The 15,322-nt window shown below is 56.6% G+C and carries 12 protein-coding genes; 6 read left to right on the top strand and 6 right to left on the bottom strand.

Translation table 11 applies throughout. The features are described 5' to 3' along the window. Positions 1-187 precede the first annotated feature (187 nt). A complete protein-coding gene (locus CA54_RS06645) occupies positions 188-1,225 on the top strand; it encodes an acyl-CoA desaturase (RefSeq protein ID WP_197532246.1) in 1,038 nt (345 codons plus the stop codon). A gap of 33 nt (positions 1,226-1,258) precedes the next feature. Here CA54_RS06645 and folK read toward each other — a convergent pair whose 3' ends face one another. Both folK and CA54_RS06635 read right to left on the bottom strand, forming a co-directional pair. Continuing rightward, positions 1,259-1,993: a 2-amino-4-hydroxy-6-hydroxymethyldihydropteridine diphosphokinase gene (gene folK, locus CA54_RS06640; protein WP_146370028.1), complete on the bottom strand. Its 735-nt coding sequence runs from the start codon at positions 1,991-1,993 to the stop codon at positions 1,259-1,261. A 78-nt stretch (positions 1,994-2,071) separates the two neighbouring features. Beyond that, entirely contained in the window at positions 2,072-2,230 is a 159-nt protein-coding gene (locus tag CA54_RS06635; protein ID WP_145373999.1) for a Flp family type IVb pilin, read from the bottom strand. A 380-nt stretch (positions 2,231-2,610) separates the two neighbouring features. Here CA54_RS06635 and infA point away from each other — a divergent pair, with 380 nt between their 5' ends. Together infA and rnhA are read left to right on the top strand one after the other, a co-directional pair. Beyond that, entirely contained in the window at positions 2,611-2,829 is a 219-nt protein-coding gene (gene infA, locus CA54_RS06630) for a translation initiation factor IF-1 (RefSeq protein ID WP_145374000.1), read from the top strand. 121 nt (positions 2,830-2,950) lie between these two features. Continuing rightward, positions 2,951-3,451 carry a ribonuclease HI gene (gene rnhA / locus CA54_RS06625; RefSeq protein ID WP_231962989.1) on the top strand — a complete coding sequence of 167 codons (501 nt, stop codon included), beginning with the start codon at positions 2,951-2,953 and terminating at the stop codon, positions 3,449-3,451. Positions 3,452-3,642: 191 nt separating this feature from the next. Here the strand turns inward: rnhA and serS are convergent, their stop codons facing one another. The 4 genes from serS to CA54_RS06605 form a co-directional block, all read right to left on the bottom strand. Further along, positions 3,643-4,932 (bottom strand): serine--tRNA ligase, encoded by a 1,290-nt coding sequence (gene serS, locus CA54_RS06620; RefSeq protein ID WP_146370027.1) that lies wholly within the window; start codon positions 4,930-4,932, stop codon positions 3,643-3,645. An 89-nt stretch (positions 4,933-5,021) separates the two neighbouring features. Beyond that, positions 5,022-6,395 carry a dipeptidase gene (locus CA54_RS06615; protein ID WP_146370026.1) on the bottom strand — a complete coding sequence of 458 codons (1,374 nt, stop codon included), beginning with the start codon at positions 6,393-6,395 and terminating at the stop codon, positions 5,022-5,024. A 92-nt stretch (positions 6,396-6,487) separates the two neighbouring features. Further along, positions 6,488-8,008 carry a YhjD/YihY/BrkB family envelope integrity protein gene (locus CA54_RS06610; RefSeq protein WP_146370025.1) on the bottom strand — a complete coding sequence of 507 codons (1,521 nt, stop codon included), beginning with the start codon at positions 8,006-8,008 and terminating at the stop codon, positions 6,488-6,490. A gap of 165 nt (positions 8,009-8,173) precedes the next feature. Next, entirely contained in the window at positions 8,174-9,223 is a 1,050-nt protein-coding gene (locus CA54_RS06605) for an LOG family protein (protein WP_146370024.1), read from the bottom strand. 594 nt (positions 9,224-9,817) lie between these two features. Here CA54_RS06605 and CA54_RS06600 point away from each other — a divergent pair. From CA54_RS06600 to CA54_RS06590, 3 genes are all read left to right on the top strand, one after another. Then, complete coding sequence (locus tag CA54_RS06600; RefSeq protein ID WP_146370023.1) at positions 9,818-10,759, top strand: alpha/beta hydrolase; 942 nt, start codon at positions 9,818-9,820, stop codon at positions 10,757-10,759. A 371-nt stretch (positions 10,760-11,130) separates the two neighbouring features. Continuing rightward, entirely contained in the window at positions 11,131-13,803 is a 2,673-nt protein-coding gene (locus CA54_RS06595; RefSeq protein ID WP_197532245.1) for a DUF1592 domain-containing protein, read from the top strand. Further along, positions 13,800-15,236: a DUF1552 domain-containing protein gene (locus tag CA54_RS06590; RefSeq protein ID WP_146370022.1), complete on the top strand. Its 1,437-nt coding sequence runs from the start codon at positions 13,800-13,802 to the stop codon at positions 15,234-15,236. Before CA54_RS06595 ends, CA54_RS06590 begins: the two co-directional genes overlap by 4 nt. The last annotated feature ends 86 nt before the right edge of the window (positions 15,237-15,322 follow it).

The raw sequence follows: 15,322 nt of genomic DNA, 5'->3' as shown, positions 1-15,322 counted from the left end.
ACACCGAACAATGTCCGTCAATCCGATGGACATGCCGATCGTAAACAGCAACGAACTGCTGGATGCAGTTACTACGGGCCGTGCAAGTGCCGGCCATGAAATTCGGGAGAGGGAATCCAACAAGCCTCTGTCGCGCGATCGGCAAACTTTCGCAAGTAAAAGCTGACAATATGAGGGGAGCAGTCTAGTGTCGCCACAAGCCACGCAAACCAAAGCGCCAACGCAAACGCGTAACCATAAATTAGACCGTCATACGATCAAATCTCCCGCGCCGCGCCCCGAGCAATCGCGAACGGAGGAGCGTCAGGCGGGAAAACGTCGTCAAATGCTGGAAGGTACGCCGAGTACATTCCGGTTTCGCGATCAATTTCCCAATGGCATCAATTGGGTGACCACCGGTTGGATGACGGTCATGCACGTCGGCGCCGTGGCTGCCCTGTGGTACGTCAGTTGGCAAGCCATGGTGGCGTTCTTCATTCTGCACTACATCACCGCCTGTTGGGGCATCACGCTGGGTTACCACCGGTTGCTGACCCACGGAAGCATGGTTGTCTCCCGCCCGGTTCGATATTTCTTTTCGCTGTGCGGAACACTCTCCGCCGAAGGCAGCCCGCTGTTTTGGGTGGCCAATCATCGCAAGCATCATGTGCTTTCCGATCATGAAGGGGATCCGCACTCCCCCAACCAGGGTTTCTGGTGGTCCCACATGCTGTGGTTCCAACCCAAAGATACCGCCGAACAGGAATTGGAGCTGTTCAAACGCTGGGCGCCGGACATGTACAACGATCCGGTGCAACGCTTCCTGCACAAGACCTTTATCCTGTATCCGATTTTACTTGGATTCGGGCTCTTCGCGATCGGTCAATGGGCCGTCGGCGGACTGGGCATTTCCTTCGTGCTGTGGGGACTCTGTGCCCGCATGGTTGTCTGCTACCACTGCACATGGTTTGTGAATTCCGCCACGCACGTTTGGGGTTATCGCAACTACGAATCGACTGATCGCTCACGCAACCTGTGGTGGGTGGCCCTGTTGTCCTACGGCGAAGGTTGGCACAACAACCACCACGCCCATCAACGTCTGGCGAAACACGGCCACCGTTGGTACGAGATCGACGTCACCTACCGCACAATCTGGGTGTTGGAAAAACTCGGCTTGGCCACGAACGTCCAAGACAAGTTGCCCAAACTCGGACCACTGGCCGATGGCCCGGCCAAGCTTAACTAGCAGCGTCGGCTCTTGTGCCCAATGCCTGCGAGGCTACTGCCCGAGTGCGGAACTTACGACCGCCTGCAGTGCCTCGCTCGGTGTGCCAGTTAATCGTGTGACATCCAGTCGCGGCAGGGCGGGCAATTCGTCCCATGCCGCGGCACTCTCTTCCACGATACTGTCCCCCGCGCCCAACCAGGCAATGAGGGCCGGGGCAGTGGCAAGGGTCTCATGGAAATCCGCCTCGGCAAATTGCGATTGCAGTATCTCGCAGAGCTCGTTGCGTTGCTTTGGGTTCCCTCCGCAGATCGCGAAATCAAGCGGCCGCGCCAAGAGCCGCTGTCGCAATTCAGCCACGGTCACGCCTTTGACTGGATGCACGATATCCGCAGCAATTTCTGTGAGCGGATCGAGTACAAATCGCCGGTACCAGCTGGCCGGGTGCGGCAGGATCAACCGAGGCTTGTCGCAGACTAGGTCGCCGTAAAAGATGATGTCGATGTCGAGCGTCCGTGGGCCCCAACGTTTTTCGCGGGTCCGGCCCAGCCGGGTTTCGGTGGCCTGCAGCAAATCGAGTAGTTCGAGCGGGGCCAGACTGGTCTCAATTTCGGTGGCCGCATTGAGAAACGCGTCTCCGGCAACTGCACCGACAGCGGCGGTTGTGTGGGAGTTGCTGACCTGGCCTACGGAAACAGCTGGCTGGGAATTCAACTCATCGAGACAGCGAGCAAAGGTCTCGGCGACTGCGCCGGCATTTCCGCCTAGTGCCAGAAAGCATTGCGGCATAAGAGGTTTTCATTCGTGATCCGTCGCAAAAATGCGACAACCACGAGGGCCTTCCGTGGATCTCGAAGTAGGAAACGATTACAGCTGAGCTGCGATTCCACCCCAGAGACCTCCAGTCCCGACGCCAAACGTGGAGATAGCAGAGATTGCTGACAGTAGAATCAGGCCCAGCATCACCGCATATTCTACAGCAGTTGTGGCGTCCTCGTCGAGCAAAAATTGTTTGATCGCGTTCATGATGACTTCCCTACCGTTCTAGAGTCGCCTCAGCATGATGGGCGACGGTCCCTTGGTTTCTATGTTGAACAAGGGGGCAATAAAACACTAGGTTGTAGAATTCCGTCCGTCAAATCGAAATTTGCGGAAATTAGTGAACGAATCGGGACCTGTTTCGCTTTGGCAACACGCTAGGACGACTCCTGGGGCGATGTCGCCCGGGTTGATGCCGAAATGCCACAGTTTCGGTCAATGTCACTGGAGAATTTCTTCCGTTCCTGCGAAAATGAAAAACGTCGCGATCGACGCGGGGCAGACGGAGACGATTAGCGATGTCGCAATCGATCAAGCTGCGTAATCCGCATCACGTTTACTTGTGAAAACCCGGGAGGAAGTTTTTTATGGCCAAAGAAGAGGCCATCGAAGTTGAAGGTGTAGTCACCGAAGCATTGGCCAATACGCAATTTCGCGTTGAGTTGGAAAATGGGCATATGGTTCTGGCCCACGTTGCCGGGAAAATGCGCAAGCACTTTATCCGTATTGTCCCAGGCGACCGTGTCGTCGTTGAAGTCTCGCCTTATGACCTCAACCGTGGACGCATTGTCTTTCGCGAGCGCTAACGCGATTTGTTCGCCACAACCGGATTCCCTAATTCCGGCTCTGCCTTGCTGATTGTGGGCCTACGGTCCGCCTATTCCGTCGCAAAGCCTGATGACACGTCGCATGGAGGAGACCCCACCCGTGCCTGATGAGAGAGCGTCTGCGCCTGAGCCGTCGGTCGATCCGTCCGATTTACCCTTCGTGCAACTCTTCACCGATGGCGCCTGTCGCGGCAATCCCGGACCGGGGGGATGGGCGTTTATTCTGCGGTTTCCCGCCACGGGAGCCGAAAAGGAAGCCTCCGGCGGCGCGCCCGATACCACGAACAACAAAATGGAAATGCAGGCCGTTCTCTCCGGACTGAGCGCCCTGAAGCGGACCAGTCGCGTCGAAGTGATTACCGATAGCACCTACGTCGCTAAAGGGTGCAGCGAATGGATGCCCAAGTGGAAAGCCAACGGCTGGAAACGCCGGGAAGGCAGATCGCTCAAACCGGTCAAGAACGAAGACCTCTGGCGAGAAATGGACGCGTTGCTGGCAAAGCACGCCGTCCAATTCCAAATCGTCAAAGGACACGCCGGACATCCCGAAAACGAACGCTGTGATGAACTCGCCGTAGAAGCCGCCGAACAGTATCGCTAAGCGGTCTCCGGGAGGGCGAAGCTCCCGCTGAGCCGCATCGGTACGTTGAGCATGGCCCGGCTGGCGTTTATGTGCGCAAGAACGCGAATGGAGAGTGCGCGGCTCGGCCGGAGCCTCGCCCTCCAGGATCGCCTGTTTAGTAAATCACAGCGACCAACGGGAGTGGCCCACCCGCAACAGAGCGGCAGCTCTCACCCAGCGGCCACGCCGCCTATGCGGTCTTTGCCGACCCAGGGGCGTAGGACTTCGGGGATGATGATGGAGCCGTCTGCTTGCTGGTAGTTTTCCCAGATGGCGATCAAAGCCCGTGTCACAGCGACGGCGGTGCCGTTGAGCGTGTGGGCGATATGCGTGCCTTTTGTGTCCGGTGATTTGTAACGGATGGCCAAACGACGAGCTTGGTAGTCGGTGCAGTTGGAGGCTGAGGTGACTTCGCCGAACGTTCCTGTTTCACCCCGTCCCGGCATCCAGGCTTCCAGATCGTATTTGCGGTACGCCGGTCCACCCAAGTCTCCCGTGGCAGTATCGACCACTTGATAGGGAATGCCCAAGGATTGGAACAGATCCTCTTCGATCGCCACAATCTCATCGTGGATCGCGTCGGATTGATCCGGGCCGGAGACGACGAACATCTCGACTTTGGTGAACTGATGCACGCGGTAGATGCCGCGCGTTGCTGCGCCGTGAGCGCCCGCTTCGGTTCGGAAACAGTGTGAAAGTCCTGCTACCTTGATCGGCAAATGCGTCGCATCCAGGATCTGGTCTTTGAACATCCCCCCCAGCGTGATTTCAGCCGTCGCGACCAGGCTCAGGTCGGTTTTCTCCACAGAATAAATCTGTGCCTCCGGTCCGCGCGGGATGAATCCAATACCCTCCAGCACCGTATCACGCGCCAAGTCGGGCGTCGTATGCAGGGTGAAACCGGCGGCGGCGGCTTTCTGCATCGCGAATTGGATGAGCGCCATTTCCATCAGCACGGCTTCGTTTTTCAGATAGTAAAAACCGTGTCCGGCGACGCGTGAACCCGCTTCGAGATCAATCAGGTCATGCTTCTCCGCCAATTCGACATGGCTCAACGGGGTAAAGTCGAATTTGGGGATTTCGCCAACTTGCCGCACGATCCGGTTGGCGTCGTCGTCGTTGCCGACCGGCGCATCGGGATGCGTCATGTTGGGGACCAGGGATTGCGCGCTGTACAGTTCAGCTTCCAGGTCTCTGAGTTCCGCTTCGTTGGCGGCGATTTTCTGTTTGACTTCCTTACCGTGAGCGATCAAGGCCTGTTTTTTCGCCGCATCGGACTCCTGGGGAATCTTGCTGGAGGACTCCTTGTGCTCGTGCCGCAGGTTGTCGCCGGCGGAAATCAGTTCACCCCGCCGTTGTCGCAGTTGGACGATCTTATCAATGTCCGCAGTCACACCACGGTCGCGGCAGTTTTGGGCGACTTCGTCGGCATGATCACAAATGAATTGCAGGTCCAACATCAGAAGAGACTCTTTCTTGGCGTTATTGTTTGTGCGTCAATTCCGTAGGGCAGGTGCTTTGCGATGCACCCTCCGGTTTTGGCGGCTGGTTATTTTTCGGCTAAGTAGTGTAATAAGTGGGCGCTGGCGCGGGTGCCGCGGTGGAAGTCTAGGAGGTTAAAATGTTCGTTGGGGCTGTGCAAATTGTCAGTGTTTTGCCCCCATCCTAACAGCAGTGTATCGATTCCCAGAATCTCTCGAAAGGATGCCACCACCGGGATGGAACCCCCTTCGCGAATCAAGACCGGCGGCGTTCCAAAGGCGTCGTCGATCGCGCGGCTGGCGGCGGCGGCGAATGGTCCGCTCATATCGACCACCATGCCGTTGCCACCATGTTGGTCGGTGAATTCCAACACCACCCCCGCTGGGCAGAGCGACTCTAAATGCGATTTGAGCGCCGCAGCCACCGACTTGGGATTTTGATCAGGGACGAGGCGGCACGTGATTTTGGCAGTGGCGAACGAGGGGATGATCGTTTTCGGGCCTTCCCCCTGATAGCCCCCGTAAAATCCGTTGATTTCACACGTCGGACGTGCCCAGCGGCGTTCGAGCGTGGTAAAGCCTTGTTCGCCGAATGTCTCCTGCACGCCGATTTTTTCTAGAAAAGAGGCTTCGTCGAACGGAAGGTTCGCGAATTGTTTGCGTTCTCCGTCGGTCAGCGGAATCACGCCGTCGTAAAACCCGGGAATCGTGACCCGGCCGTTTTCGTCGACGAGCGCCCCCACCATTTTTGCCAAGGCATTGACCGGATTGGCAATCGCGCCGCCAAAGACGCCGCTATGCAGGTCTTGCTTCGGTCCCCGCAACGTCACTTCACAAGCCATGATGCCCCGCAGGCCATAGGTAATGGCCGGCATGCCGGGGCCGTATTGGCTGGTGTCGCTGACGACAGCCACATCGGCGGAAAGGTCCTCTTTGCGGGTCTCTAGAAAATCATCGAGGTTGTTGCTGCCGACCTCTTCTTCGCCTTCGATGATCACCTTGACGTTGACCGGCGGAGCGTCTTGGGTCTTGGTCCAAGCTTCGATCGATTTGAGATGCGTGTACAGTTGTCCTTTGTTGTCGGTCGCGCCACGCGCATAGAGATTTCCGTCGCGCACGTGCGGATCGAAAGCGGGGGTGATCCAATCCTCCAGCGGATCGGGGGGCTGCACGTCGTAATGTCCGTAGACCAAAACCGTGGGAACATCCTCAGAAACCATGCGCGAGCCGTACACAATTGGAAAACCGGCTGTCTCGACAACTTCGACATTCAGTCCGGCGTCGACCATTTGAGCGCGAACGAACTCAGCCGCTTTCGTCATTTCCGCCGCAAAGGCCGAATCAGCGCTGACGCTGGCAATCCGCAGAAAATCTTTCAATTGCTCGACATTGCGCTCGGCATGTTCTGTGAGATACTGATCGACCGATTCCAGGGCATTCATCCGTGGGCGTCCTTAGGGTAGGGAGTCTCGAATAAAACAGGCGCGCTGATCTTAGCACGAAACGACTTGTTTTGAAGCCGGTTTCGTCGCAACTATTCGCCAGTTGATGACTCACTCGCTGGAGTGGCGGGGACCAGGGAGGCCAGTGTGGCTTGGGCGGCAAGTTTTCGTTGTGTGTCGCGGAGGCGTTCCAGCATCGAGCAGCGGCGGCCGTCGCCGGTACTGTCGGCCATTTCGAAACCGACGTTCATAAGCTGCTCAGCGGAGATCTGTTCTGGGGGTTGCGCCAAGGTGACCGTTTGTTTGTCGTGATCCAAATAATGCAACAGACCCGCTTCGACTAAGCGGTCGAAAATCTGGGAGACCACCGACGCGGGCAACGAGGCTTCGTCTGCGATTTTGTGCACGGATGTTTGCTGCCCTTGATTGAACCGACCGGTCACGATTTCCATCACCGTCAACACAGCAGCGGGATCGATCAAACCGATCGTTTCGCGTTTGCGTTCGATTTCATCCAGCCGTCGGCCATGCAGCATTTGCAGTGCGGCGCTGACTTGCAAGCCAAACAAGACCCCCAACCACATTAAATAGACCCAAAACATAAAGAGCGGCACTAGCCCCAATGAGCCGTACAAATGGCTGATTGTAAACGCATTGGCCAGATAAGCCCCCATCGTCCGTTTGCCGACTTCTAGCATCAACACCGTGACTAATGCCCCGATTGCCGCTGGTTTGCCGGCAACTTCTGTATTCGGGACGAGCGTATAGACCCCGAACATGAATAACCATTCGATCGTTACCACCCACAAGAATCCACCGATATCAATCAGCCATTGCCAACGACTGCCCAGCGGGGACTCGGTCTTAGTTTTTCCGTCGGACTGTGTGGCGGCGGTTGCCGTGTCGGTCGTGTCCGTGTCCAGCAGCCGTGCGGCTTGTTCCTCCTCCAGGGCGGATTCTGCAACGGCTTTGGCGGCCTTTGAGTCCAAGAGTGTGTCGATTTGCCCGTCGAGATAGACCGCCAAGCCCAAGGCAGCGGGGCTGATGGTGAGGATGAACCAATACAACGGCACACGCCGTACCCAGGACCGCCCTTCGGGCGCGCGATAAATGGTATTAAAGCTGTTTTCGATCGTGACCATCAGACTGATCGCCGAATAGATGATCAGCGCCAATCCGACCCAACCCACAGCCGCCAAATTGATTTCAGCGGCTTTTTCAATCAGTGCGACAATCCATTCCTTGAGGTTGATGCTATCCCCAGGCTCGCCGTTTGCTCCGGCGGTTCGATCAACGACATGGATGTCCGCTAAGCCGATTTCATCCAGTAAGCTTTCGACCTGTGCTTGAAAGTCGGGGATACCAATAATCGCCCGGACCAGGATCGTGGCGACGATTAACACCGGCAACATGCCGAACAACACGCGATAGGCGAGCGCCGCCGCCATTTGTGGGGCTCGGTCGTGTCGCAATTGTCGTGCGCCAAACCGCGACAGGTCATAAGTGAACAGCGCAGCCCGTTGCCAACGATCCAATTCGCTCCGCGGCTGTGTCACAACGCGCTTGAGCCAGAGCAGGGCGTATTGAATGAATTGGCGAATCTTCTCAATCATCGCGTTCCGACTCCAGAGTGATTTTGGCTTTGATTCCTACAAAGCTGGTTCAGGAGCCAGCACTGTGGGAACGCCGCGCATCCCGATCAGGCATTGGGAGGTTGTTGGTCGTGCTGCCAATCTTCGGTGCAGGATGAAAGGCCCGCTCACAACTGCATCGGCGAGTCACTTTTCCTCGCCTAATTCGCTGTTGATCACGTCGATCATCTCCCGCAGCCGTCCGATGCCGTGCCGGTCGAATTGAAATACCAATCGTGGTAAATGGAGCAGATGTTCTTCATCCATCTCCCACTTTAACACGTCCGACTTCTCGATGCGGCCCTTTTCCACGATGTCGCTAAACTCATCGTTGAGGCGTTCGACGAACGCATCGCTCGGCTCGCAGTGCAGTCGCAGTACGAGTTTGTTCCGCACGTAGCGCATACTGTTGTACACGCTATAAAAGCTGAGGATCTCCTCGACCGCTTCGTTGACATCGTCGGTAACGAGGAACAGGGACATATCGGCCGGAGAAATCAATTCGCGGGCAAGCAATTGTTCGGAGATGAATTCCAGCCAGGCTTTCCAATAGATACCCCCCGGTTCGTCGATGAACACGATCGGCATCATGTCCCGTTTTCCGGTTTGCACCAGTGTCAGCGTTTCGAATCCCTCGTCTTGTGTGCCGAAGCCGCCGGGGAATAGGGCGATGGCGTGTACTTCTTTGACGAACAGCAATTTGCGGGTGAAGAAATACTTGAGGTGAACCAGTTTTTCGTCGTCGTTAATCACATAGTTGGCATCCTGCTCGAAGGGGAGCATGATGTTGACCCCCATCGACATCTCTTTGCCCGCGCCGACGTGTCCGGCTTCCATGATTCCACCGCCGGCACCGGTCAACGCCATCCAACCTTCGGCCGCCATCAACCGGCCAAATTCGGCTGCCTGTTTGTATTCCTCGTGTTCGGCCTGCGTTCGCGCTGACCCAAAAATCGTCACTTTGCGGTGCTTGCGGTAGGGGGTGAACACCTTGAACGCATAACGCAGTTCTCGCAGGGCGCGGCTGAGCAGTTTTAGGTCACCGCGCGTCGCTTTGTCCCGGGCAAGTTTGTCAGCGGTCTCTTTGATCTCGTCAATCAACTCTTGATTCTCGACCTGATCACCAAAGTGTTCGGTTGGTAACACGTTGGCTTCAGAGAGGTTCGGGTCCGCACGTTTCAATCGTCGCTTCGTCATGTTCGTCTCCCGGATACGGGGTCACTCCATTTTATTGGATCGGCATTATAGTGGGTGAAGCGGCTTCGGGGGCAAGGGAGAAAATCGCAAGCGAAACCTGTCGCCAACGCGATTCCTGGTTTCAGGACCACTTAGTAGGTAAATTGTTGAACTTGAAACCGATTTCTCGCACAGCGACCAAGACCTGAGCGCGACCGTTTTCATTAGCCACAGATTGAACACCGATGGAACACAGATTTTCTGAGTCTCTGAGGAAACCAATCATCAGGTGGCAGCGATTGCCAACGGCAATCGGTGTGCAACAGGCACAAGAAGCCGCAGTTTTAGCTGTCCCTGCTGAGGAGACTCTGCTTGTTTAAACACGAGGAAATTGCGGCTTCTTGCGGGCTTTGCCCGCCCCGATAGCAAAGCTATGGCGGCCACCCTGAACGGTTTGCATTCTTACTAGTCTCACAGGTGCAATTGAATGCTGTGGGATAGGCAGTTTGTTTTCAGAGTGCACTGCGACGTACATGGCACGGTGTGTCATGCTTGAGTGTGTGTTGCTGGGCGGCTTAGAATACGTGTCTCCATTTCTTTCAATCGAGACATATCATGAAAAAACTTTGGTTGAAGTGTCCCCGTTGGCTAAGACTCTCGTTGATCGTCTCTGGTTCGGTGATTGCCTTACTGGCAATTCTCGCTGGTGGCGGTTGGTGGTATTTGAATCCGGCTGTCGAGCGAACCGACGGCGTGGTGTATGGCCAGCGGAACGATCAGCCGCTCGTGCTGGATGTGATTCGTCCGCTCAATCCCAACGGCTTGGGCGTGGCGTTCATGGTCAGCGGTGGTTGGAAATCGGGAAAGGCGGGCGAAGCGCCGGTGTTGATGATGGCTCCGTTGCTGCGGCGCGGTTATACGGTGTTCGCGATTTACCACATCTCCCAACCGAAAGCGACGGTTATGGAGATCATCGAAGACGTGAACCGCGGCATTCGATTCGTGCGCCATCATGCGGAGGAATATGGCATCGACCCCGACCACATCGGCGTTAGCGGGGGAAGTGCCGGTGGTCACCTGAGTTTGATGTTAGCGACGCGCGGCGGACCAGGTCCGGAGGATGCAGAGGATCCAGTCGATCGAGAAAGCAGCGCTGTGCAAGCGGCGGCGATTTTCTTTCCGGTGACCGACCTGTTGAATCTAGGCCAATCGACCGAGAATCTCGGCGATGGCGGACCGCCGAAAAGCTTTGTGAAATCCTTCGGCCCCAATGCAACCGACCTGACCGCCTGGAAAGAGATCGGCCGCGACTGTTCGCCGATCTACCACATCACACCGGACATGCCGCCGATCCTCATCTATCACGGTGACGCCGACACGTTGACGCCGCTGGAGCAATCCGAGTGGTTTCGCGATCGCGCCGCTGAACAGGATGTTGATGTCAAACTGGTCGTACACCCCGGCGGCGAACACGGTTGGTCAACGATGTTGTGGGATTTGCGAAAATTCGCCGATTGGTTCGACGAACACCTCAAACCAGCGGCGGCTGGGAGTTGAGAGCTAGGATGCATTCCAAGAACTGTGAATTGAAGGGCGTTGCCGTATCTCTTTTTATGAAATAAGTTGCGTCATTTTATCTCCGTTGCGATGGACAGTGCTGCGTGGATTTATTCATGTAAGCCCCCCGCAGGAATCAATCGCAAGCATTGACGCACCACTGGCATGCCAGTCATAATAGGGACCGATTCTATAGAGATTCGCCCGCGCATCCTGCATGGTTTACAGCGGTTTGTGTGAGCCTCCTGGGCGGCGAAGCGGTGGCGTTATCGACATTGCTTCGCGGGCGAAGTAAGCTGGTTTATTGGCATTTCGCACGAGAGACGTGTTCCGGATCCTCTGCTCAACTGGCCGCGACGGAGACTACAACAGTGCGTTCGATTTCCTGTTTGCTTTTACTCACCGCCTGCTTTGCTGTTGCGCCGACTTTCTCTGGGGCGGAAGAAAAAACTGGGGCGGCTGAAGAATCATCGACGGCTGATCAGGGAGAGCGGGTCAAGCGCGACCTTCGGGCGTTGTATACGTTTTCTGCCGGCAAGGGCGATATTGTCCGCGATCAGTCGGGGGTTCGTCCGCAACTTGATCTCAGAATCGAAAAACTTCCCGCTGTGAAATGGAAGTCGGGCGGACTGCTGATTCGGTCGGCGACGAAACTCCGCTCGGTGGCTCCGGCAAAAAAACTGATTGCCACCATCAAACGGACCGGTCAAGTCACGGTCGAAGCTTGGATAGTTCCGGCCAACGATCGTCAATCCGGCCCGGCGCGGATCGTTTCCCTCTCTGCGAATCCCAGCGGACGGAACGTCACTCTGGGGCAGGACGGCAAACGCTACGACGTCCGCTTGCGAACAACCGCCACCAGCGGCAACGGACAGCCTTCGACGAGCACAGACAAAGGGGTCGTCAAAACCAAGTTGACGCATGTCGTCTATACACGCGACATAGCGGGCAACGCGCGGATCTATATCAACGGGAAAGAGAACGTAGCCAAAAAAGTTGACGGACAGTTTTCGAATTGGAGCAACGACGATCATCTGACGTTGGCCAACGAAAGTACAGGCGGCCGCCCCTGGTTGGGCACGCTGCAATTGGCTGCCCTCTACAGCCGTGCGTTGAGCGAAAAAGAAATCGAACAAAACTTCCTCGCTGGACCGGGCGTTGTAGACGCAGCGCCGTTGACGGCTGAGAACCATCAGTCACAAATATTCGCAAATCAGGTTGCTCCTCTATTGGCTAAGCAATGCTTAGACTGCCATGATTCGTTTGCCAAAAAAGGTGGTTTGGATTTGTCGCGACTAGCCTCCGCATTGGCTGGTGGTGAAAACGGCAAGGCGATTGTACCGGGCAATTCCGCCGAGAGCCTGCTGTGGGATCAGATCGAATCCGATGCGATGCCGCCCGAAGGCGAACCGCTGACGGCGGAGCAAAAGAAACTGCTGCGGCAATGGATCGACGACGGGGCGCATTGGTCGGTCGATCTGATCGATCCGGCCGTTTATGCGAACAACAGCCCCAACGGTGCCGTTTGGCTACAACGGCTCACTGTTTCGGAATACATCGCGACGGTGCGCGAAGCGGTGGGAGTCGACATCTCGCAAGAGGCTCGCGAAATCCTGCCCCCCGATTTGCGGGCCGATGGTTTTAGCAATACGGCCTATAACCTCAGCGTCGACTTCAAACATGTCGAAGCTTATGCCCGTTTGGCGGAGGTCATTGTCTCGCGGATGGACGTCTTGAAGTTCGCGCGCAAATTCTCCAAGAGCAAAAAACTCTCCACTGATTCCACGATGCGCAAGTTCGTCGCCAAGATGGGAAAACGCCTGTTGCGAGGCCCGCTGGATGAACGCGAAATTACCAATTACAGCGGCATCGCCACCACAGTGGCCAGCACAGGCGGCGACTACGAGGAAGCGGTCAGTTATCTCATCGAGGCCATGTTGCAGTCGCCGCGGTTTATGTACCGAGTCGAAAATCAGCAGGGGGATGGCACCGCTTGGCCGGTCGGCGGCTATGAGTTGGCGTCGCGGTTGAGCTACATCCTCTGGGGTGGTCCACCGGACAAAGAGTTGTTTCGTGCTGCCGAAGCGGGCGAGCTGGGCAACCAGGCCGCTATCGAGAAACAAGTCCAACGGATGTTGGATGATCCTCGCGCCATCAATCGTTCGTTACAATTTGTCACCGAATGGCTTGATCTGGAGCGACTGGAAAATCTCAGGCCCAACCGCGAACGATTTCCCAAGTGGAACGACGCGTTGGCCGCTGACATGCGGGACGAAACCTTGGCGTTCTTCAAAGAAGTCGCCTGGACGCAAAAACGACCGCTCGCCGATTTGTTCAACGCCCAAGTCACATTCGCGACGCCGGAATTGGCTGAATACTATGGAATCGAGCCGCAAGGTCCGGGATTGGAGCGTTACGACCTGACGGCCGTTGCTCCGCGCGGCGGACTGCTGACGCAAGGCAGCGTATTGACCATGGGAGGCGACGATGCCTCGATGGTGACCCGTGGGCTGTTTGTCCTGAAAGATGTGTTGCGCGGCATGGTGAAAAGTCCTCCGCCCGGGTTGGATACGACCCCGGTCCCCTCCAGTCCGGGGCTGTCACAACGTCACATCGGTGAGCAGCGAATCGCCAATTCAGCCTGCGGCGGATGTCACTCAAAATTTGAACCGCTGGCGTTCGGTCTGGAGAAATTCGACGGCCTCGGTGCGTTTCATGACAAAGACGAACATGGCAACGAACTGCGTAGCGACGGTGAAGTCCTTTTTCCTGGAACGGCGCAACCGATCAAATATCAAACGTCGGCCGAATTGATGGACCTGTTGGCCGACAGCGAACGGGTTCGCGAGACATTGACCTGGAAACTCACACAATTCGCACTTGGCCGCCCGCTCGGCGCGGCGGATGCACAAATTGTGGGAGACATTGATCAAGCTGCCCAACAAAACGGTGGAACCTATTCCGCTCTGATCACCGCCATTGTGATGAGTGATCTCGTACAAACGACGCGCACCGAAGCCACTCCCACGGAGACAAAACCATGATGAAACAACCGATTAGCCGCCGGATGATGCTCAAAAGCGCGGGAGCTGCCACGATTGGGTTGCCGCTGTTGGAAGAGATGTTGGTCGCCCCCTCTTCAGCAGTTGCCGCTGCCGCCGAGGCGACTGTGCCGGTGCGGGCGTTTAATCTCTTTTTTGGTCTGGGCATTCCCGCACCGCTACAAACCGAAGGCTTCGAGGGCGTGCTGGAGCCGCTCAAACCGCTCGGTGATAAATTGTTAATCATGCGCGACGTCGACCAGGTGCGTTGTGATGAAAAAGGGATTAACGCGCATTACGACGGAGCGTCCGGCGCCTTCACAGCCGAGCCGCCCGATGGTGAAGCGAAATCGGGGGGACCTTCGATTGATCAGGTGATTCGCAATGCGCATCATCCCGACGGGATGCCGGCCGGTATGGTTCCCACGTTGATTGGCGGCACGTACTTCCGCCGCAGCCGCGTGGGGCGGTATGTGCACAGCTACAAATCCGACGGTACGGTTGCCGCGACAATACAGGAGTCGCCTCGCAATCTGTTCGACCGTGTCTTTGGTGCGATCGCCCTCTCAGGCGACAACACCGACATTCGCCGACAGCGCCTTCGTCGGAGTGTGTTGGATTCGGTGATGGACGAATACAAATTCTACACCGGCGCCAACTCCCCGTTGGGCGCCGCCTCGCAGGCGCGCGTCGCCGATCACTTGGACCGAATTCGCGAGTATGAGCAACGCGCCTTTTCGTTGGCCAAAAAAGATCCCAACTCGCCCGAACTGCCGCCCCGTTCGCAATTGCTGCACGGCGGCCCAGCCGACCCCGGCGGGATGGGAATCGATATTACATTGGAAGAGCTAACCACCGAGTGGCGGTTGATGGCCGACTTGTATGCACTGGCCATCCAAATGGACCGCGTCCGCTTTGGATCGCTGACCTTCTTGGCCGCCGGCGAACGGATCCGTCTGACCGGCGATTACGAATACAATGGAAAACAGCGATGGCAATTCGACGATGCCAAGCACCTAAACGCCAGCGGCGACAAAGGGTGCAGCCACGAATGGTGGCATAAGTTCAACCCGGAAAAAGAAAACGAAGCACTCCGCGCGCACGCGCATCTAAAAATGCGTGAAGTGGCTTATTTCCTAGAGCGGCTGACTGGTGACGATGCGACCGAAGCCAACGGCAAGACGATCTTGGAAAACTCGTTGATCACCATCTCCACCGAATCGGGAGATGGACGACACAACAACACCAAGCGCGAGTTGTCCGGTGTCTTTCACGCGATCACAGGAGCAAACGGTCGGTTCAAGACCGGTCAGTTCTTGGATGTCGGCGCCGAGGGGCTGGACGTCTATAATAGTATGCTGACCGCGATGGGCTGTACCGAGCGACTGGGTCCGCAGGACCGCGAAGTTCGCCCCGTCGACGCGATCCGCGCCTGAGTCGGTTTCGAGGTGAGACATTCCTAGAACCGGTCGTTGGGCATTTCGTGGTCGCGTATCACGAGAAGTCACCTCGACCAACGTTC

It is taken from the genome of Symmachiella macrocystis, assembly GCF_007860075.1.
Lineage (GTDB): Bacteria > Planctomycetota > Planctomycetia > Planctomycetales > Planctomycetaceae > Symmachiella > Symmachiella macrocystis.
This window is presented reverse-complemented; position numbering and strand designations above follow the sequence as displayed.

What these genes read in the sequence shown, in the direction of transcription:
- serS (WP_146370027.1), bottom strand. Translation starts at nt 4,932, where the DNA reads ATGTTGGACCTGCAATTCATTTGTGATCATGCCGACGAAGTCGCCCAA.
- CA54_RS06600 (WP_146370023.1), top strand. Translation starts at nt 9,818, where the DNA reads ATGAAAAAACTTTGGTTGAAGTGTCCCCGTTGGCTAAGACTCTCGTTG.
- CA54_RS06610 (WP_146370025.1), bottom strand. Translation starts at nt 8,008, where the DNA reads ATGATTGAGAAGATTCGCCAATTCATTCAATACGCCCTGCTCTGGCTC.
- CA54_RS06605 (WP_146370024.1), bottom strand. Translation starts at nt 9,223, where the DNA reads ATGACGAAGCGACGATTGAAACGTGCGGACCCGAACCTCTCTGAAGCC.
- infA (WP_145374000.1), top strand. Translation starts at nt 2,611, where the DNA reads ATGGCCAAAGAAGAGGCCATCGAAGTTGAAGGTGTAGTCACCGAAGCA.
- CA54_RS06615 (WP_146370026.1), bottom strand. Translation starts at nt 6,395, where the DNA reads ATGAATGCCCTGGAATCGGTCGATCAGTATCTCACAGAACATGCCGAG.
- CA54_RS06635 (WP_145373999.1), bottom strand. Translation starts at nt 2,230, where the DNA reads ATGAACGCGATCAAACAATTTTTGCTCGACGAGGACGCCACAACTGCT.
- folK (WP_146370028.1), bottom strand. Translation starts at nt 1,993, where the DNA reads ATGCCGCAATGCTTTCTGGCACTAGGCGGAAATGCCGGCGCAGTCGCC.
- CA54_RS06590 (WP_146370022.1), top strand. Translation starts at nt 13,800, where the DNA reads ATGATGAAACAACCGATTAGCCGCCGGATGATGCTCAAAAGCGCGGGA.